The organism is Microcoleus sp. PH2017_05_CCC_O_A (assembly GCF_020738785.1).
GTDB lineage: Bacteria > Cyanobacteriota > Cyanobacteriia > Cyanobacteriales > Microcoleaceae > Microcoleus.
The window spans coordinates 1-19,641 of the sequence record NZ_JAEQCB010000091.1; the positions used below are offsets into that span (position 1 = coordinate 1).

Annotated in this window: 20 protein-coding genes; 7 read left to right on the forward strand and 13 right to left on the reverse strand. The window is 45.3% G+C overall.

What is annotated here, in order from left to right:
• The 3 genes from JGK20_RS21110 to JGK20_RS21120 all read left to right on the forward strand — a co-directional run.
• The coding region (locus JGK20_RS21110; protein WP_293232026.1) for a Uma2 family endonuclease at positions 1-607 on the forward strand (607 nt) is incomplete at its 5' end.
• 549 nt (positions 608-1,156) lie between these two features.
• Positions 1,157-3,760 carry a leucine--tRNA ligase gene (gene leuS, locus JGK20_RS21115; protein ID WP_293232028.1) on the forward strand — a complete coding sequence of 868 codons (2,604 nt, stop codon included), beginning with the start codon at positions 1,157-1,159 and terminating at the stop codon, positions 3,758-3,760.
• 210 nt (positions 3,761-3,970) lie between these two features.
• Positions 3,971-4,867 carry an alpha/beta fold hydrolase gene (locus JGK20_RS21120; protein ID WP_293232030.1) on the forward strand — a complete coding sequence of 299 codons (897 nt, stop codon included), beginning with the start codon at positions 3,971-3,973 and terminating at the stop codon, positions 4,865-4,867.
• A gap of 61 nt (positions 4,868-4,928) precedes the next feature.
• Here the strand turns inward: JGK20_RS21120 and JGK20_RS21125 are convergent, their stop codons facing one another.
• A complete protein-coding gene (locus JGK20_RS21125) occupies positions 4,929-5,756 on the reverse strand; it encodes an SAM-dependent chlorinase/fluorinase (protein WP_293195960.1) in 828 nt (275 codons plus the stop codon).
• A gap of 18 nt (positions 5,757-5,774) precedes the next feature.
• Between JGK20_RS21125 and JGK20_RS21130 the strand changes: the two genes are divergently transcribed.
• The gene (locus tag JGK20_RS21130) at positions 5,775-6,623 is read left to right on the forward strand and encodes a DUF3598 family protein (protein WP_293206239.1); all 849 of its coding nucleotides are present in this window, start codon (positions 5,775-5,777) and stop codon (positions 6,621-6,623) included.
• Between the two features lie 391 nt (positions 6,624-7,014).
• On the opposite strand, the gene JGK20_RS21135 is transcribed toward JGK20_RS21130, so the two are convergent.
• From JGK20_RS21135 to JGK20_RS21150, 4 genes are all read right to left on the reverse strand, one after another.
• On the reverse strand, positions 7,015-7,200 hold the full coding sequence (locus JGK20_RS21135) for a hypothetical protein (protein ID WP_293182211.1): 186 nt from the start codon (positions 7,198-7,200) through the stop codon (positions 7,015-7,017).
• Between the two features lie 28 nt (positions 7,201-7,228).
• Positions 7,229-7,909, reverse strand: coding sequence for a GIY-YIG nuclease family protein (locus tag JGK20_RS21140; RefSeq protein ID WP_293182209.1), 681 nt, complete (start codon positions 7,907-7,909; stop codon positions 7,229-7,231).
• 170 nt (positions 7,910-8,079) lie between these two features.
• The gene (locus tag JGK20_RS21145; protein ID WP_293207877.1) at positions 8,080-8,943 is read right to left on the reverse strand and encodes an aldo/keto reductase; all 864 of its coding nucleotides are present in this window, start codon (positions 8,941-8,943) and stop codon (positions 8,080-8,082) included.
• Positions 8,944-9,372: 429 nt separating this feature from the next.
• Positions 9,373-10,167, reverse strand: coding sequence for an ABC transporter permease (locus tag JGK20_RS21150; RefSeq protein ID WP_325315485.1), 795 nt, complete (start codon positions 10,165-10,167; stop codon positions 9,373-9,375).
• Positions 10,168-10,628: 461 nt separating this feature from the next.
• On the opposite strand from JGK20_RS21150, the gene JGK20_RS21155 reads away from it, so the two are divergent.
• Complete coding sequence (locus JGK20_RS21155) at positions 10,629-11,702, forward strand: radical SAM protein (protein ID WP_293182205.1); 1,074 nt, start codon at positions 10,629-10,631, stop codon at positions 11,700-11,702.
• A gap of 178 nt (positions 11,703-11,880) precedes the next feature.
• The gene (locus tag JGK20_RS21160) at positions 11,881-12,159 is read left to right on the forward strand and encodes a hypothetical protein (protein WP_293232032.1); all 279 of its coding nucleotides are present in this window, start codon (positions 11,881-11,883) and stop codon (positions 12,157-12,159) included.
• A 64-nt stretch (positions 12,160-12,223) separates the two neighbouring features.
• Here the strand turns inward: JGK20_RS21160 and ndk are convergent, their stop codons facing one another.
• Complete coding sequence (gene ndk, locus JGK20_RS21165; RefSeq protein WP_293182203.1) at positions 12,224-12,673, reverse strand: nucleoside-diphosphate kinase; 450 nt, start codon at positions 12,671-12,673, stop codon at positions 12,224-12,226.
• Positions 12,674-13,366: 693 nt separating this feature from the next.
• Between ndk and JGK20_RS21170 the strand changes: the two genes are divergently transcribed.
• Positions 13,367-14,122 (forward strand): hypothetical protein, encoded by a 756-nt coding sequence (locus JGK20_RS21170; protein WP_293182201.1) that lies wholly within the window; start codon positions 13,367-13,369, stop codon positions 14,120-14,122.
• Between the two features lie 221 nt (positions 14,123-14,343).
• Here the strand turns inward: JGK20_RS21170 and proB are convergent, their stop codons facing one another.
• The 7 genes from proB to ruvX form a co-directional block, all read right to left on the reverse strand.
• Positions 14,344-15,453: a glutamate 5-kinase gene (proB, locus tag JGK20_RS21175; protein WP_293182199.1), complete on the reverse strand. Its 1,110-nt coding sequence runs from the start codon at positions 15,451-15,453 to the stop codon at positions 14,344-14,346.
• A 67-nt stretch (positions 15,454-15,520) separates the two neighbouring features.
• On the reverse strand, positions 15,521-15,649 hold the full coding sequence (locus JGK20_RS21180; RefSeq protein ID WP_293193200.1) for a hypothetical protein: 129 nt from the start codon (positions 15,647-15,649) through the stop codon (positions 15,521-15,523).
• A gap of 223 nt (positions 15,650-15,872) precedes the next feature.
• Positions 15,873-16,394 (reverse strand): YqeG family HAD IIIA-type phosphatase, encoded by a 522-nt coding sequence (locus JGK20_RS21185; RefSeq protein ID WP_293182197.1) that lies wholly within the window; start codon positions 16,392-16,394, stop codon positions 15,873-15,875.
• Positions 16,395-16,769: 375 nt separating this feature from the next.
• Positions 16,770-17,894 (reverse strand): endolytic transglycosylase MltG, encoded by a 1,125-nt coding sequence (mltG, locus tag JGK20_RS21190; RefSeq protein WP_293182195.1) that lies wholly within the window; start codon positions 17,892-17,894, stop codon positions 16,770-16,772.
• A gap of 358 nt (positions 17,895-18,252) precedes the next feature.
• Entirely contained in the window at positions 18,253-18,828 is a 576-nt protein-coding gene (locus JGK20_RS21195) for a DUF3727 domain-containing protein (RefSeq protein ID WP_293182193.1), read from the reverse strand.
• A gap of 29 nt (positions 18,829-18,857) precedes the next feature.
• Positions 18,858-19,100 carry a hypothetical protein gene (locus JGK20_RS21200; protein WP_293198981.1) on the reverse strand — a complete coding sequence of 81 codons (243 nt, stop codon included), beginning with the start codon at positions 19,098-19,100 and terminating at the stop codon, positions 18,858-18,860.
• A gap of 36 nt (positions 19,101-19,136) precedes the next feature.
• Entirely contained in the window at positions 19,137-19,598 is a 462-nt protein-coding gene (ruvX, locus tag JGK20_RS21205) for a Holliday junction resolvase RuvX (RefSeq protein WP_293182189.1), read from the reverse strand.
• Positions 19,599-19,641: the final 43 nt, after the last annotated feature.

The window sequence follows — 19,641 nt, forward strand, 5'->3', positions numbered from 1 at the left end:
TGTAGCAGCAGATTTACTCTGGTATCCGGTTGAAGGTAGACCAGATATTTCTCAAGCACCAGATACGATGGTGATATTTGGCCGACCAAAAGGCGATCGACTTTCCTACATACAATCTCGCGAAGACAATATTGCTCCCCAAGTCGTCTTTGAGATTCGCTCCCACAACGACAGCCAAACTAAAATGAATAAAAAATTTTCATTTTACCAGCGTTATGGAGTTGACGAGTATTACGTTTACGATCCGCAAACAAATGAGCTGGAAGGTTGGCAAAGACTTGAAGGAATCTTAGAACCAATTGAACCAATGGAGGGATGGACAAGTCCCAGACTGGGAGTGCGATTTGAGTTGCCAGAAGAAGGTTTGGAAATCTATCGCCCTGATGGAGAAAGATTTCTTTCCTATTCCGAAATAAATGCACAGCGGCTATTAGAGCGACGGCGCGCAGAACAAGAATTTCAGCGTGCCGAACAAGAATCTGAGCGTGCCGAACAAGAATTTCAGCGTGCCGAACAAGAAGCTCTCAAGGCTCAACAAGCAGCTCAAAGGTCTCAACTTTTAGCTGCAAAACTGCGGGAATTGAACATCGATCCTGATAGCATCTAAGCAAAATGCTAAGAAAGCAGATTTATCAAATAAATCTGCTTTCTGGCAATTGCAGTTATTTATGCTTTTAGGAATTACCAGAAAGAATTGGTTTAAAGCCTCTACTTTTTAAGGATAAATTAAAAGAAGACTATTAATTACTCCAATCCTCTTCCTTCTTTTGTCAACTGTCAACAGTCAACAGTCAACTGAATAAAGCATTTCTGACTAAAGAAGCCGGGTTTTTTGGGGTTTTATCGACTGTAACCAAGTATTCTCGTAAAAACCCGGTTTCTGAACACCATTTTCCGACCCAAGAAACCGGGTTTTTTGGGGTTTTATCGACTGTAACCAAGTATTCTCGTAAAAACCCGGTTTCTGACCACCCGTACATAAGTCTGATTCTTTTAACCTAGAAATCGCCCCCAACTCAAAATTCATATACTACAATATATAATACAGATATTAGAGCCAAAATCCTTGGGGGTGCAAAAGAATCCTAATCGCGGCCCCATGAATGTGCAAAAATACTGAAGCCAACTTTATTAAACTCTGCACGGAGCAATTACTGTGGACTCCAGATACAACCCCCAATCCATAGAAGAAAAATGGCAACAGACATGGGCTGAGCAAAACTTAGACCAAATGCCAGAAGATACCGAAAAGCCTAAATTTTATGCCTTATCCATGTTTCCCTACCCGTCGGGAAGCCTGCACATGGGGCACGTCCGCAACTACACAATCATCGATGTAATTGCCAGACTCAAGCGGATGCAAGGCTATCGCGTACTCAATCCCATGGGATGGGACGCTTTTGGTTTGCCGGCAGAAAATGCGGCCATCGAGCGCGGAATTCCCCCCGCAGAATGGACATATCAAAACATTTCCCAGATGAAAGGCTTGTTTCGCCGCCTGGGTATTTCTTTCGACTGGACAAAAGAAGTTACAACCTGTTCTCCCGATTATTATCGGTGGACTCAGTGGCTGTTTTTGCAATTTTTAGAAGCAGGATTAGCATATCAGAAAGAAGCCGCAGTTAATTGGGATCCGATCGACCAAACCGTCTTAGCCAACGAACAAGTAGACAACGAAGGTCGTTCCTGGCGTTCCGGTGCCAAAGTCGAGCGCAAATTATTGCGGCAGTGGTTCCTCAAAATTACCGATTACGCCGAACAGTTATTAAACGACTTAGATAAATTGCCAGATTGGCCCGAAAGAGTCAAATTAATGCAAGCCAACTGGATTGGTAAATCTGTCGGCGCTTACTTAGAATTTCCCATTGTCGGCATGGATGAAAAAGTCGCCGTTTTTACCACTCGTCCCGATACAATTTATGGCGTGAGTTATGTTGTTTTAGCGCCGGAACATCCGTTAACTCAGCTAGTGACCACGGCAGACCAAAAAGCCGCTGTTGATACGTTCATCAAAGAAGTTGCATTGCAAAGTGAAATGGATCGCACGGCTGATGACAAACCAAAGCGCGGTATCCCCACAGGCGGCAAAGTAATCAACCCTTTCAACGATGAAGAAATTCCGATTTGGATTGCGGATTACGTGTTGTACGAATACGGCACCGGCGCAGTCATGGGAGTACCCGCCCACGACACGCGAGATTTCAAGTTTGCCAATCAATATGAACTACCGATTAAAGTAGTAATTGTGGATGATGATGAAGTTCCGCTGACGGAAGCTTACACCGAACCAGGAATTATGATTAATTCCGAAAGCTTCAACGGGATGGATTCAATTAAAGGCAAAGCCGCCATTATTCAAGCTGCCGAAAATTCCGGTTGCGGCAAAGCGCGAGTGCAATATCGCTTGAGAGATTGGCTAATTTCTCGCCAGCGTTATTGGGGCGCTCCGATTCCGGTAATTCACTGTCCAAAGTGCGGAACAGTCCCCGTCCCACAATCGGATTTACCTGTATTGTTGCCGGAAAATGTACAATTTACTGGCAAAGGTTCGCCCTTGGCAAAGATGCCGGAATGGGTAAACGTTCCTTGTCCGAGTTGCGGCACTCCGGCGCAGCGCGAAACGGATACGATGGATACTTTTATGGATTCATCGTGGTATTTTTTGCGCTATCCTGATGCTCAAAATCAAGCGCAAGTCTTCGATTCTGCGAAGACGAATGATTGGATGCCTGTTGACCAATATGTCGGCGGCATCGAGCACGCAATCCTGCATTTGCTGTATTCGCGGTTCTTTACGAAGGTTTTGCGCGATCGGGGTTTGATTGATTGCGACGAACCATTTAAACGCTTGTTAACTCAAGGAATGGTGCAAGCCAAAGCATACAAAAATCCTGTGACTGGCAAATATGTTTCCGCATCAGATGTAGACCCCGAAAATCCTAAAGATCCGCAAACTGGTGAAGTTTTGGAAGTCTTCTATGAGAAGATGTCCAAATCTAAATACAACGGTGTTGACCCCTTGGAAGTTATGGGGAAATATGGGGTTGATACGGCGCGGATGTTTATTTTATTCAAGGCGCCACCGGAGAAGGATTTGGAGTGGGATGACGCTGATGTGGAAGGACAATTCCGCTTTTTAAATCGGGTTTGGCGCGTGGTGACAGAGTTTGCTTCACCCCCCCCAGCCCCCCCTTGCCAAGGGGGGGAGAAAGATAATTTACCCTCTGCTATTCCTTCCCAAGGGGGGGAGAAAGAGTTGCTAAGTAAAGCTGAAAAGGATTTGCGGCGGGCGATTCACACGGCAATTAAGGAAGTGCGAGAAGATTTGGAGGGCGAGTATCAGTTTAATACTGCTGTTTCCGAAATGATGAAGTTGAACAATGCGCTGGCTGATGCTAAATGTAAGGATTCGCCCGTTTATGCCGAGGGAATTAACACTTTAATTTTGCTGTTAGCGCCTTTTTCGCCGCACATTGCTGATGAATTGTGGCATTTGATTGGTAACAGCGAATCAGTACATTTGCAAACTTGGCCTGTTGCAGATCCATCTGCTTTAGTTACTGATGAAATTACGCTGGTAATTCAAGTTATGGGTAAGACGCGCGGCACTATTCAAGTGCCTTCGGGTGCGGATAAAGCTGCTTTGGAAAATTACGCCCGCGAGTCGGATTTGGCGAAGCGCCACCTGGAGGGTAAGGAGATTAAAAAGGTAATTGTGGTTCCTGGAAAGTTGGTTAATTTCGTGAAACCCGGTTTTTGAACTCAACGGGTTTCTGATACTTGCAGTAAATGGTTCGTAGTCAGGACTTTAGTCCTTCTTTCGCTCAGTAAATGGTTCGATCGTTCGGACTTTATTCCTTCTTTCGCGCGGACTGAAGTCCTCACTACGAACCGACTTTATTGTGGTGCTTCAAGGGAGATAATAGTTGTTTTTAGTGCTATTGAATCACCGATCGCTAATTGTACCGCCATGAGCAAATTACCAAAGAAATACAGATATTTTCATAAATGGATATTATTTTTGGTGAAGTTTTGGACGATCGCCTACATCGTCTGTTGCATAATATTGTTTAGCCTGCAAACTCGTCTCATTTTTAGTCCCACACCTGCGATCGCCAAAACACCCGATGCCTTTAAAATCCCCTACGAAGAGGTTTGGTTGCCAGTTAACGGGCGATCGCCCAAAACCGCAAAAACAGACAAAATTCACGGTTGGTGGCTGCCAACCGCCAATCCACAGCCACTAGGAACCCTATTGTACCTGCACGGCAAGGGCTTTAACATCGGTACGAATATCAATCAATCTTACCGCTTTCGGGAATTGGGTTTTTCTGTATTGCTGATGGATTATCGGGGTTACGGGCGCAGTCAAGGCAGTTTTCCCAGCGAAGCGCGGATATATGAAGATGCGGAAACAGCTTATAATTATTTAGTCAAACAGCGGCAATTGTCGCCTAGCGAAATCTTTTTGTACGGCCATTCACTCGGAGGTGCTGTTGCTGTAGAATTAGCAGTTACACATCCTAAAGTTGCGGGCTTAATTGTTCAAAGTTCTTTCACTTCCATGCTGGATATGGTAGAACGCCAAAGTTTGATGCGGCTGTTTCCGGTGCGGCTGCTGCTGACGCAAAAGTTTGATTCTTTGAACAAAGTTAAATTGCTGCGAATTCCGGTTTTGTTCGCCCACGGAAGTGCCGATCCTTTGATTCCTGCTGCGATGAGTGAAAAGTTGTATGCTGCTGCTGGTGAACCCAAGCAAATTTTGCTGGTTCCTAATGCTAAGCATAATAATGGAGATGCTTTTTTTAACAGCAGCGAATACCGCAAAACTGTTGTTGATTTTGCCGAAAAATCTAAAATTAGATGAATAAATAGGTTCGTAGTAAGGACTTTAGTCCTGTCTGCTTTGATGCGGACTAAAGTCCTCACTACGAACCTGATAATATTATTTCTATTTTATCTCCAACTTCTAGCTGTAAAACGGATTGAGCGCTGCCGCCGTTAACGGCAATTTCTAGCCAACCGTCAGAACCAATTATGGCTATTAAATCACCAGGCTTGCTGTCGCTGTACGTCTTACCGCTGGGGATGCGAATTAGATCGCAACTATTGCTAATTATCACTGACCAATTGTTACCTATAATGCAATTATTGGGGATATTGGTAATGAGATTGCCGAAGCGATCGACATATTGAACGCAACCTGTCGCACCTGTGGCTGTAACGGCGCAATTTGGTATCTCTAGCTGCACTAAACTTGCAGCGCGTACCTCCCTTCCCAACTCTTCCAACGGCACCCCATTCGCCAAATGAGCGCCCGCTGTTGCAAAAATATCGCGACCGTGAAACGTGCTGCTGGGTTGATTTGTACGCCAGTATTTGGGGTTGGTGAGTTCGACAGATGCGATCCTCTTCGAGGGCTTCGCTAACGCACTTTCGCGACTCAACACCCCGCTAAACAGCCCGTTATCCGGCCCGACAAGGAAGCAACTAGCACATTTCACCGCCACCGCGCGTCTCTTGCTACCCACACCCGGATCGACGACAGCAACGTGTACAGTTTCCGGCGGAAAATAAGCAAAAGCAGTCATCAAACAAAACCTCGCGGCCGCAATATTTTGGGAGGGTATTTGGTGCGTAATGTCAATCACTTTTAACTGCGGGTTGATTTGGGCGATCGCACCTTTCATCACTCCCACATAAACATCGCTCAATCCAAAATCCGTCAGCAGAGTTATAATTCTATTTTTAGACATATATCCAAAGGTAAGAATATGGTAGCGCAGTGGGAAAACTTTCTGCAAAACTTAGGAGAATGGCACGGTTCCTTCACTCAGCTATCAACGCGGGGAGAGATACTTCAAGATACTCCCAGCATTATTTCTCTCGAAGGACTCAACGATAACAAAACTGTGCGGTTGAAACTGCGCCGTTTCTCTCCCAATCCTAGCGGTGTCGGCGAACCGGAAGTCAGCGAACTGGTTCGAGAATATCAGAGTTTGGGACGAGATATCCTGTTTTTTGAGAATGGAAATTTTTGTCAGGGAACTATTCAACTAGCGCCTTATTCTGAGTCGGGTGCCGAGTTTGGTTTTATCTACAATTATCGCCGGTTGCGCTTCGTTCAGCTCTACAATACCGACGGCAATTTATCCCAACTTACCTTAATTCGCGAAAAGCAGCCCGATAAAAATGTCCCCGAACGTCCGCCTTTAACTGTTGGGGATTTGCTGGGAGAATGGGAGGGCGAGGCTGTGACGATGTATCCAGACTGGCGTTCACCCGATCGTTATTCTACCAAACTGCAATTGGATTTGCAAAATGGCGATCGGCTCATGCAAAAAATTACTTTTGGCAGTAATCCTAACCTTATCAGTTCTAGCGGCAGCATAGATGGTTCTGTGATTAATTTTAACGAAGGTGTAACACCCGTGCAGGTTTTACTGCTTCCCGATGGAGGTTCTTGCACTTGTCCGGTGAAAGTTGAATCCAGAAAATCTATATTTTTTGAGGCCGGTTGGTTGGTAGAACCTGACTTGCGGTTTCGGATGATTCGCAGTTACAATGATAAGGGTGAATGGGTAAGTTTGACTTTAGTTACTGAACGCAAAGTTAGTCATTAATTCCGTAGGGTCTGGTTAACCAACAATCTTTGATTCCCACAGACAATCTACAAAAACCCGCCTAACCAAACCAGTAAATTCTGATTGCATAAAAGGTTGATTCGGTATCTGGGATGGGTGGGGGCGGGTTTTTTAATTCCGCGATGGGTGGGGGCGGGTTTTTTAATTCCGCGATTTGATGAGATGAATTTCGGCGAACCCGCCCCTACCAATCTTGCTATTTTCGATGTATTCTTGTATTACCAAATTCCGTAGGGGCGGGTTAACCAACCATCTATAATTACCATCCCAAATATTAATAAACCCGCCCCCACCCAACCAAAGAATTGGATGCACATTTTGGTATTTTCTATGTATTCTTGTATTACCAAATTCCGTAGGAGCGGGTTGATCAACCATCTATAATTACCATCCCAAATATTAATAAACCCGCCCCCACCCAACCAAAAAATTGGATGACAATAATCTCAGAAACCGGGTTTCTTCCTATACTTCTCGTACTTACCCCAAATTTGTCGAAGAAACCCGGTTTCTCGCCACCTACAAACATTTGATGTTCTTCCAGTTCGCTTGACAACAAACGAAACTTTATCTAGCACCGCATATTATTTTTCAGACTTTGTTTCCTGAGTTTGCGATTGAATCACCGCACTCCAATCATCATCATTATTAACAACAGATCCCAGATGCTTGTGTCCTTCCCCATCACTTTTAGCCGCTGTTTCCAACTCTTTGCTAAGAGTAGAATCTGCCATTGCTTTACGCAATTTTAGCTTCTTTTCCTCATAAGCTTGTTGCTCAGCCGCCGACATTGCCGATCGCGCTGCTTGACCCACCGTACTCGCCCACATCTCGCTCTGGGCGCCGTTTCCAGGCGGAATACTGCCGATTTCTGCGATCCAAGCATCCCGCAAACTTTCCATTTCTTCCCGTTTTGGGAATTTAAAAGTTTGCACCCGCACAAAAGCACAATTTTCCGCGCCGTTTTGGGCAATGTGACCGTTGATTGAAAGCAGAATGTTTCGCGAATAACCTACATATTGAGTGTTGCGAGAAGAGTCCGTGACAGCGTAAACACCGGCAACTTTCGCATTACTTGCTATCATCCGCCAAGTATCGATCGACATTACTTGCGTACCGTCATTTTCTAATTCAGAAATAGCAGTCGATGCGCTATGTTCTGAGTCGGAACTGTATAAAAAATTGTGCAGTCCTTCATGGGCGACAGGTACGTTTTGATGTTCAATTGCTACGTCTCGATCGGCATTCACTTGATTAGCTTCCATAAAACTCAATTCCTCACAAAGGGGTAATTTTACTAATTAAATCTGTCGTATTATAAGCTACTCTGCATTCAAATTATATATCAAGAAATTATCAAAATCTTGTGGGGCGATACTCAGAGCATCACCCCAAATATGCAACTTAAATGCGTAACAGCTTATCAGTGAAGTTTCTAACTTGCTGCAATTTGTTGCAATTCTTCATCAGTCAATTTAACTTCGATCGCCTTTACGGAGTCCTCAATGCTCGATAATTTTGTAGCCCCGGGAATCGGAACGACACAGGGCGATTTTGCCATCAACCAAGCTAATACTATACAGTAAACTGAAACGTTTTTTTCGGCAGCTAATTTGGCGATCGCAGGCATATCTTGCAAGCTAGTGGCCCGACGGCTTCCCCCCAAAGGACTCCAGGGGAAAAATGTCAGTTTTTCGGCTTCGCAATATTCCAGTACACCGTCGGATTCCGGCTGTCTGTGCCACGGATTGTACTGATTCTGCACCGAGACAATTTCTACTGTATCGCGGGCGCGTTTGATCTGCTCTACAGAAAAGTTGGAAACTCCGATAAATCGAACCATTCCTGCTTCTACTGCTTCTTTTGCGGGTGCTAGGGCTGCTTCGATTGTATAGGCTGGATCGGGCGAGTGATATTGCCAAAGGTCGATCGGCTTTTGACCGCCCAAAGCGTCAAAACTTTCGCGAATTGTCTGCCGTAAATGGTGGGGATTACCGTTGCGCGTCCAGGCACCTTGAGGGCGCATTAAACCACCTTTCGTTGCCACAGTAACAGCCCGAATATCTCCCGTATACTCTTGCAAAGCTTTGGCAATCAAATGCTCGTTGTGGTGTTTGTCAGATTCATCTTGGCAATAAGAATCTGCGGTGTCAATCAGAGTAACGCCCAAATCGAGGGCGCGGTGAATTACCGCAATTGATTCCGCTTCTGGCGGCCGGCCGCTTAACGACATAGGCATACCACCCAGACCGATCGCACTGATATTAAAATTACTGTTGCCCAGTTTTTTTCTTTTCATTCGTTGGCCCTCGTTTGCGTAGTTGATTGAGAGTTTAGATTTCAAGGATATGTAGAAATTTTACTGTTTTTTTGAGAATATAACTAGATAGGGGGAAAAATATTTATCCGTCCGCTGTACTGCATTCAAACTGTATATTTTCATGTACTATTCCCGACTGGTCAAACCTTCTCTCGTTGGGATCATCTCAGTTTTGTAAAAAGCATTTTTTTATTGTAGTGCTGTCCCCGCTCGCGTATTGTACAACACGCGAGCGGGGACAGCACTGTAAATGCAAAACTGAGATGATCCCTCTCTCGTTTTTCACCACAAATAATTGGTTTAAAACGGGAACCCCGATCGGGAGAAATCAAAAAAAGACGATTCATTACTCCAATCCTCTTCCTTCCAGCTTAAGCGCTGTCAACTGTCAACTGTCAACTGAATGAATCAACTCGAAGCGCTGGTGTAAAAGCGGAGTGCAAATTGCCAGAAGTACCGGGAGAAAAATAAAAGCCCGATCGCCAAAATTCCCGCCCCTGCGATCCAAACCATGTCACCTCTGCCCAGCATGGCTTCTGCCGGCACAGTAGTCAAGAAGGCAACGGGCACTACAAAAGTGAAGAAAAATCGATAAGCTGCGGGATAAGCTGCCATCGGAAATCTACCCGCTTCTAACAATCCTCTCAGGACTTCGGTAACGTTATAAATCTTGACAAACCAAATGCTGGTTGCACCCAGCATAAACCAAATACTGTAAAGAGTAATAGTGCCAAATAACAACGGTATTGCTGTTAAAAAATAGTTGCCTATTCCTACTCCCAATTTATTAGCAGCATACAGCAACAATACGGTGCCGAAGATTAAATCCGGGATTCCCCAAGGGGAAACTGTGTTTGCAGATAGCCAGAATTGGGAACTGATGGGTTTGAGGAGGACAAAATCGAGAGTACCTTGCTGGACTCGATCGACAATACGGCTGAGGTTGGGCGCCAGAAAAGTTGACGAAAACCCCTGCAAAACCGTAAAAATGCCGAGTACAACTAAAGCTTCTTCCCACGAATAGCCAGAAAAGCTGTAGCCAGTACGGTAAAACAGCGACAGGCCAAACCAACTACCAGCAAGGTTTCCGAGGCTGCTGAGGGTTGCGAGGACAAAGTTGATCCGGTATTCGAGCTCCGCTGCGATCGCTGCACCCCAGAACAATTTCAGTACGTGCAAATATCGTCCCATGTTTATCGCCATTTTTTTCCGTTGAAATACTTAAATTCCTTCATATTTTAAAGGTTGTGTGAAGCTAAATGCTGTACGGACACCTTATTTCATTATAACTTTAAGTTATTGGTACTGCATACTTAAGTAATTTTACTGAGCCAAATTATTAAGTTTTTTAACAAATTTTCAGTAAGATTTAAAATTTATTGATTTAAGTCAATTTCAGGCTGATACTTTCTGCCACTTATTAAGCAGGATTCATCTTTAAACACAAATAATCGCTTGATACATTTGAAATACTAATATGTTACAATGCTTCATATTATAAAATTTTAAAAATCATCTACCTATATCCCAAAGAGACGATTAGGATGGTGCATACGTACTCACGAGGAATAGGTAACGAGGAATAAGGAGAAATACGTAACCCTACTTACCAAGCTCGATTTCATAACATTGACTTAAGTAACAACACGTAAGGGAACAAAAACATGGATGCTTTAACTTTATCCAGACTGGGCGTCAAACACACCAAGAGTGCAGTAGCCGAATCGCTGCGGATCAATACAGGGCTAGACATGACAACCCCAGTTACTTTTTACGGGATTGTCAACGAGCACTGCAACGTGAAATGCCGTCAATGCGAGTATTGGCGCCTCAAAGAATATAAAGACGAAATGACGATCGAAGATTGGCAAAATGCCCTGTTGAGTGTCAAAGAATTTATCGGCGAATTTTCCATCAACTTTAGCGGTGGCGAACCTTATATTAAGAAAGGTTTTCTAGACTTGCTGACATTTGCCAACAAAAATGGCATCCACGCCGGTGTCACCACAAACGGCTATTGTATGACTCGGGAAAATGCAGCAAAAACTGTAGCGGCGCGTCCTTTTAATGTGAATATGTCCGTTGACGGGCCGAACGCAGAATTGCACGATTATTTGCGCGGTCAACCCGGATTGTTTGACAGACTTTCCAAAGGAATCGTTTATCTGCGCGAAGAACAAGAAAAACAAAACGTCCTGTTTCCAATCAACGTCAAACCAACTATCAATCGGCTCAACTTCCGCCACCTAGAGGAAATTGTAACCTGGGCGAAAGGAATTGGAGCCACGACGGTGAACTTCCAACCAGTCAACCGCTGGACACCAGAAACCTATTCGGAATTGTGGGTAGAAGAAGAAGACAGGGAAGAATTTTCACAGGTAATTGAGCGCTTAATAGATATGAAGAAAAACGGCGCACCAATTATGAACAGCGATGAAGTATTGCGTTTGATGGTTCCTCACTTCCAGGAACAAAAAGCTCCTGATTCGACTCGGCCTTGTCGTGTTGGACTCCGCAATTACTGGATTGATACGCGCGGCGATGTAAAATTGTGCGATGAATATCCGGTGATTGGCAATGTGAAAGAGACCAGTGCCCGCGAGATTTGGTACGGCGAAAAAGCTCAGGAAGTCCGCCGTGATACCTTGAATTGTGGCAAGTTGTGTCTGATTACTTGTGTGTCGCAAAAGACGATTTTGGACAAGGTGAAAATGGGCATGAAGTTATTAAAGAATTGAGGTTTGAGCAGTGTTAAAATTGCTGGTGTTCATGGTAGCCGGGTTTTGGTAAAAAACCCGGTTTTTTGTTTGATGAATTGTCTTGAGGTTTGTAGTAAAAACTTTAGTCCTCAATTTTTTAAAGAGTTATAGTTGTAGTGTGTGTGACCGCGAAAAATCCTGATACATACCAGGGACTATGAATTTTCACGCACCCTTTTCTACCATTTTTACACAGTTTTCTGGGATTTGGGTGCGTTTAATTCTCTCGCTGCGTGGCGAGAAACCGGGTTTCTCCGACAATTTTTGGTGGATTACGAGAGATAAGGGAATCAACCCGGTTTCTGGGATTTGGGTGCGTTTAATTCTCTCGCTGCGTGGCGAGAAACCGGGTTTCTCCGAAAATTTTCGGTGGATTACGAGAGATAAGGGAATCAACCCGGTTTCTGGGATTTGGGTGGTCAAAAAAAATATATAAATGCGACTTGATTATTATGAAAAATAAGAATATCTCCCGATTAACAATCGGGAGAACATCAAAACTACTCCACAGTCCAAGGACTCAAACAAGGAGTCCAAGCACTTAATTCTTCAGGTTTAAACCAGAGACTAATTTCCTGATTTGCAGTCTCGACAGCATCAGAACCGTGAATAATATTGCGGCCAACATTCACAGCCAAATCGCCGCGAATTGTTCCCGGTTCAGAATTCAGAGGATTTGTCGCGCCAATCATTTTTCTCGCCGACGCCACAACGCCGCCCCCTTCCCACACCATCGCCACCATCGGCCCGGAAGTGATGAAGTCTACCAGTCCCGCAAAAAACGGTCTTTCTTTGTGTACGGCGTAATGCTGTTCGGCTAGTTCGCGACTCGCCGTGATTAGCTTCATCCCAACTAGCGTAAAGCCTTTGGCTTCAAAACGACCGATAATTTCGCCGACGAGTCCGCGCTGTACGCCGTCGGGCTTAATCGCTAAAAAAGTCCGTTCCAAGATTAACTCCTATTGTTTTCTTAACCGATCCAAAAGACAGAGTAGCTCACAATGCACCTAAAGGCAATTCTGGGAAGAGCAAATTGTTATTTGTAGACTTACAGGACTCACGCATTAATTAGGTATTTCTGTCATGGCCAGCTACCCCTTGCGATCGCAAAATCTGTGTGTTTAATTGCAGGATCTATTTTTCATCGGTTCTGCTTAAGTCCTGACTTAGATCGTGTCCGTCTAAATACTTACCTGGGCTACGGTTATCACAGCAGAGAAAAGTAGTCTCAGACCCCTGCGTAGCCGCGTGCCTGCCCGTTGGCGAAGCCGCCCTGAAAGGGCTAGGGCTTATGCTTCACTTCAATGCCTTACGTTCGCAATGACATCTTTTCAACAGTTGACAGTTGACAGTTGACAGTTGACAGTTTGAGAGCCACCTCTACCCTTAAGTCCGAGGATTGGAGTAATGAATAGTCTGATTTTAATTTCTCCCGAGCAGGGAGAGGCTTTCAACTAATTCTTTCTGGTAATTTTCCATAATATGATGCAAATCACATTATTTTGTGACGGCAAACACGCTAAGTATACGATCTAAAATACACATATGTATGACAAGAAACACAATTACTTAGACTCACAAACATAGATAATTAATGCAGGGATCGAGATTATCTTGAGAACAGCCACTCCGAGGAAAAAGCTATGAAAGAGATTATGGCATTCATTGCACAAAAAAAAGATGAGTTTGCAAAATTGCCGTTATTTGAATTTCTAGCTAATAAACACATTCACCCGAATCAACGACTAATTTTTGCACCTGTACTCGATCCTTTGGCTATGGGCTTGAGTGATTTAAACAAGTACGTCCTCCGAGACTCTTCCAGCAATAACAAGGTTCAGGAACTGATTAACAAATATACTTACAAAGAAAACTACTACTGGTACGGGTATCTGCAACATCTAGAGACATTGGGTTTCAACAAATTAATGAGTTACGGGGACTTCAGGCTGCTTTGGGGTGAAGAAACTAAAAAAACTCGATCGCTCTGTTCGGTGCTGGAACGCTACGCTTGGAAAGCCTCTCCCATTCAGAAACTGGTGTTAGCCGAAGCCTTGGAAGGAACCGCCACAGTTTTTTGTGAGGCGGCGCTAGCAGTGATCGTGGAATTAGAGAAAATCAATAAAAAAGAATATATTTATTTGGGAGGAAGTTATGTTGGTTTGGAAAATCATCAAATTTTAAATACACCGGAGATGTTGCAAGTTTTAGCAGAGATAGAACTTTCTGATGCGGAACGCCAAGCAGCTTTAGAATTAGCACAAAATGTATTTGAACTATTTACAGAAGCGATGCACGAGCTATTTGGACACAGTACAACAAATTCTTGCAAAACTGTGCTGCAAGTATCCTCGATTTCTGCGTTCGATCGCACTCTTGACTGTTTAGACGTTTGTTAAGAAGACCGTTGAAACCGCGTCTATACAAGCACTCACCCCACGAGAGAAGACGCTCGCGAATGGAATTCGCGCCTGGGCGAATGGAATTCGCGCCTACACAAAGAAAACCCGCCTCCGCGGGTTGAAGAGCCGGCAGTTAAAATTATGTTACCTTCTTCAGTCCGCGGAGGCGGACATCGTTTGTGTAGATGCGAATTCCATTCGCCGTCTTATTTTAATGATTAAACAATCACTAAGTTATCTCGGTGTACTGCGGTTTCAACCCCTGCATAGCCTAAAATCTCAGCAATTTTATCTGATTTGCACCCTTTGATTTGTCTCAACTCTAAGCTGCTATAATTCACAAGTCCCCTCGCAATTTGTTTGCCTTCTCCGTCGCACAACTGCACGGAATCATCAGCTTGAAATTCTCCTTCTACTTGAGCAATTCCCGCAGCTAACAGCGATTTTCCGCCGTGGGAAATTGCCTTGACAGCACCCGCATCTAAATAGAGTTTTCCGGCTGGAATTAGGACGTTGGCTATCCAGTGTTTTCTAGCGTTGACTGGGCGCGGTTGCGGCTCGAATTGAGTGCCGATCGCCTCGCCGTTCAATATTTTCTCAATATTACCAGGAAAGCAGCCGTTGGTGATGACTGTGCGTACTCCTGATGCTGTGGCGATTCTGGCGGCTTCAATTTTTGTCACCATTCCGCCGGTTCCCCAACCGCTGCGGGAATCTCCTGTTTGTACGTCCAATGCTGTGAGTTGTGCCATGCTTTCTACTAGGGCGATCGGCTGTGCGTCGGGATTGCTGCGCGGATCTGCTGAATACAGCCGATCGACATCCGTGAGCACAAACAACCAATCTGCTTCTACCAAACTCGCCACCAGCGCCGAAAGCGTGTCGTTATCGCCAAATTTGAGCTCGTCTACCGCTACTGTATCGTTTTCGTTGACGATCGGAATTACGCCCAATTTGAGCAGTTGTTGAAACGTATTGTAGGCATTAACATACCCGTTGCGCTGTACTAAATCGCCTCTGGTGAGCAATACTTGGGCGATCGGCTGTTGTAGAGTAGTGAACAAGTCATCGTAAACGCGCATCAGCCGCCCTTGTCCGACGGCGGCCACAGCCTGCTTCAGAGCGATATTTCGTGGGCGTTCCGTCAAGCCCAAGCGCGCGCAGCCCACTCCCACCGCACCGGAAGAAACCAACACTACTCGATGGCCTTGTTGCTGCAAACCGGCCAAAATCTCGACTAATGTAGCAATAGTTGAGAGAGCTAAGTTCCCGGTAGTCGATCGAGTAAGTGTCGAAGTTCCTATTTTAACAACAATAGTTTGAGTCATCGGTTATTAGTTATTAGTTATTAGTTATTAGTTATTAGTTATATTATCTGCGATCGCACGCCCGCAATCAAATTGATTTGTAGTGAAAAATGCAAGTCTTCATAGGAAGCATCTCAGTTTTGCATTTGTAGTGCTGTTTGCGATCGCGATCGTTGTATAATTGGCGATCGGGGACAGCACTAATATCAACTGACAACTGTCAACTGCCAACTGTCAACGGGAGCATCTCATTTTCGCAAAAATATTTTTTTTTACAGTGCGAGCGTCCCCGCTCGCGTGCTTTGTAAAGCACGCGAGCGGGACAGCACTACTACAAATGCAAAACTGAGATGCACCAACTGTCAACTGTCAACTGTCAACTGCCAACTGCCAACTGTCAACTGTCAACTGTCAACTGTCAACTGTCAACTGTCAACTGACTACTTTCTGCTATCAAGAGAAGCACCCAAAGCTTGAGACACCCAAACTTCAAAAGAACGCACCGGATACTTGCGAAGCGCATACCCAGCATCAACCATTGGCTCAACTAAAATAGTAAACATACCCAAACGATTGCCGGCCAAAACATCAGTAAAAAGTCGATCGCCCACCATCGCCACCTGTTCCACCGGCAAATTCATCGCCGTCACCGCTTTTCGCAACTTGCGCCGCGACGGCTTAGCCGCACCAGTGATGTAAGGTAGATTCAAAGACTCAGCAATTCGACCGATCCGAGTCTGACTTAAATTATTGCTCGCCAACCACAGCGATACTATAGGTTTAATTTCTGCCACCCACAGGCTGAGTTCCTCAGAAGCATTCATTGCTGTAATGGGAACGAGAGTTTCATCCACATCCAACACTAATCCTTTAATATGATATTTCTCAAGAATATCAGCCGTTAAATTTACGACCGAATTGCCTAGAACTAAGTCTGGCTGTAGTAGTTTTCCCCAAGTCATAATGATTTTAGATTTTAGATTTTAGATTTTAGATTGAGAAATAAGAAGCGGGAAGTTAAACATTCAAAAAGTCAAAAGTAAAAAGTCAATAATTATGGCTTTTGCTTTGTAATATCGTTTTCGTTTGCATCCGAATCAGCATTTTCGGAGTGTAGTGCTGTCCCGCTTGCTCATGAGAAGCCTCAAACGCTCGGTATAATTCCGATGTAGCCGAATCCAATATAACTTTTGACTTTTTACTTTTAGCGGTTCTCAAGCGTGGTGAGGTATGCCCACGGAGGCTGCCCTATGCCCTATGCCCTATGCCCTATGCCCTATGCCCATGAGTACCTCATATGAAAGCTCGAAAGGCTATATGTATTAGTCCTTGGCCATCTATTGACCCGATCGCACTTTCTGGTCAACTTGAGCCACAGCAGCATCGTGTTCCGCCTGAGTGCGGCTGAAAATGTGAGTGCCGTCGTATCGAGCCATAAAATACAGGTATTCTGTATTTTCAGGAGCCAGAGTCGCTTCCAGACTTGCGATTCCCGGAGCTGCGATAGGAGTTGGCGGCAGCCCTACATTCATATAGGTATTGTAGGGAGAAGGCGTTTCCACCTGCTTAAAAGTCAGAGGTTTCTCCTTGGTTTGTCTGATGCCGAGGGCGTATTCCACCGTCGGATCGGAACCCAATTTCATGCCCTTATTCAAGCGACTGGTAAATACCCCAGAAATGCGATGGCGTTCGGAAGCAACCACAGCTTCTTTTTCTACAATACTCGCCAGCGTCACCCATTCTTTCAAAGAAAGCTTAGTATTGTTCTGATTTTTTTGAAAGACCGGTAAAGCTATCCGCTCGAAACGGCCGAGCATTTGTTTGATCACAGCTTCCGGGCTGACTGCATCGCCGTCTAACTGATAGGTATCCGGGTACAAAAACCCTTCCAAATGAGGCAAGCCACTGGGTAGCCAAGGGTAATCAGCGTAGGGAACTTGACTCGCCGCCGCCATAAAATCCTTAGCCGGAAAAAAACCTTGGGCTTCAAAATAAGTGCTCATTTGTTGCAATGACCACCCTTCGGGAATCGTGAAACTCTGCTGTACGACTTCACCTTTCCAAATTTTTTCAGCAACCGCACTCAGAGGCTGAGTCGGTGAGAGTTGGTAAGTTCCGGCTTTAAAACCTCCGTCGCGGTTTTGCATAGTCAGCCAGCGGGCCCACATATTCCATGCTCCTGCCGATCGAATTAAGCCCGCCGCTTCCAAATCCTGCCCGATTTTTTGACTGGAAGTACCGGGGGGGATTTGAATCGAAACAGCAGCATCCTTGGACGGGGGAGTTGACTCGGCGGCTGTTTTAGGAGGGGCAGAAGCCCAGCTCCACCAAGCCCAGCCCTGCCAAGCGCCAACTCCCCAAATTGCAGGCAGCAACGCCAGATAAAACAACCATTTAGAGACTTTCGGGGATTTTTTTTGGCCCTCGCGCGCGCTGCCTTTGGTCAGTTGTTCTTTACTCATAATCCGTTGTCCTCGATAAGCGGCGATTAAGTAGCGACTAATGAGTGATGACCTGCGATTGATGACCGAAAAGTTACGGATACCAGCCCTTGAAAATATGCCCTTCACGCTGCCCAATTCTATAGCCCGAGCTGACAGGAAGGCGGAATCAGGGAAAAAGTTCGATCGACCTAGCAGTTGACTTTTGTCTAAAATAGTCAAATATTCTGCTTTTTGCCCTCATGCCTTCTGCAATTAGAGATTGCAGGTCGATCGAGTATACATCATCAACCCGAAGCGGGCGGCCACTCTTGACACCGCCCCTACTCTAAACCAGTTTCTTTGCACTTCACAAGCCCAGCAAAACTGAACTCAATATCTAATCAAGCTCATCAAAGAACTGATCTTCTAGCATCGGCAACATCGGTTCCAGCCTTTGGAACTCTTCTTCCGAGAGCAATTCAGGCTTGCCGTCATCATTCATTCGAGCCAAGATAAAAAACGGGTCTAGAGGTGTATAAATGGCATATTCCTGCTCTTCGTGATAGAAGCTGGTCAACCACATTAGTTCCTCGAACTCTGACTCCTCATCGGGATCGGCATTAGGCTCCAAATCCTCGTCAGGAAATTCCGGCAATTCACCAACTACAGTCAGTGTCACCGCCGTGCGCCGGAGTGTCAAGTTCTGCTCTTGCAGGACAACTTTAGCAGTATCAAAAATTGTGTCTATTTCGGTCTCGTCTTCTACAGGAATTGCTGCTTCGTCGGTATCGTCTCCGTGCCAAGTAAAAATTTCTACAGGAGAGTCGATCGGCAACAGCAAGGCGTATTCTTGACCTTCTAGGTTCATCGAATATTCTATGTTGCAAGTTAGCGATCGCCCAAATTCATCCGTCAGGGTGACGGACGTTTCGTGGGAATTACCATTCTCTTTGCGGTATGGGGATGAGGACATCGCGTGTATCTTAATTTTCCGTCAATAATTCAGTAATCTTTGCTTGACAATTGGGGATTTTCGTGGCGATATTGGGCCTCTTCGGGCGATCGCCAGTCCACAAACTTAAACCGCGAGACTCGCGGCATTTTCCACAGGCGAGGAGTGCAGCGTTTAAATCTCAGCCGAGTCCAGAGCGACACTGAGGACAAATCACAGTTATGTGCTGCTTCAGTACCGAGGTTCTGGGGATTTTTCTCCCATGTGTCAACGCTTACAGGTGTGCGTAGCAAACTTGCACAACTAGGATATCACGCCTCTGTTACTACCTATGAGGATTGGGAATTGCGCTTTTGCTTTTGTCTGCGCTCGTCTAGCCACTGCTGCAAAATCAAGGCCGCTGCTTTGCGATCGATCAAACCCTTATGGCGCGACGGGGACATCCCTTGGGCTTGGATCAGTTCCTCGGCGCCCACAGAAGTCAGGCGCTCGTCGGCGTATTCTAGGGGGAGTTCTAAGGCGGTGGCGATGCGAGTGGCGTATTTCTGGACTTTTCGGGCTTGAGTGCCCACTTCTCCGTTGAGGGAGTAGGGCAGGCCAGCCACCAAAATTTGCACTCTTCGCTCTTCCACGAGTTCTCTGAGACAAGCTACATCTCGATCGAAGGACGATCGTACCAGAGTAGTAATCCCCGTAGCGATTAAACCAGTGCCGTCACATCCGGCGATGCCGACTCGTTTGCTGCCGATATCTAATCCGAGGGCTGAAATCCATAATTTTTCGTTGAACATCAATCAATTTTAGATTTTAGATTTTAGATTTTAGATTTATTTG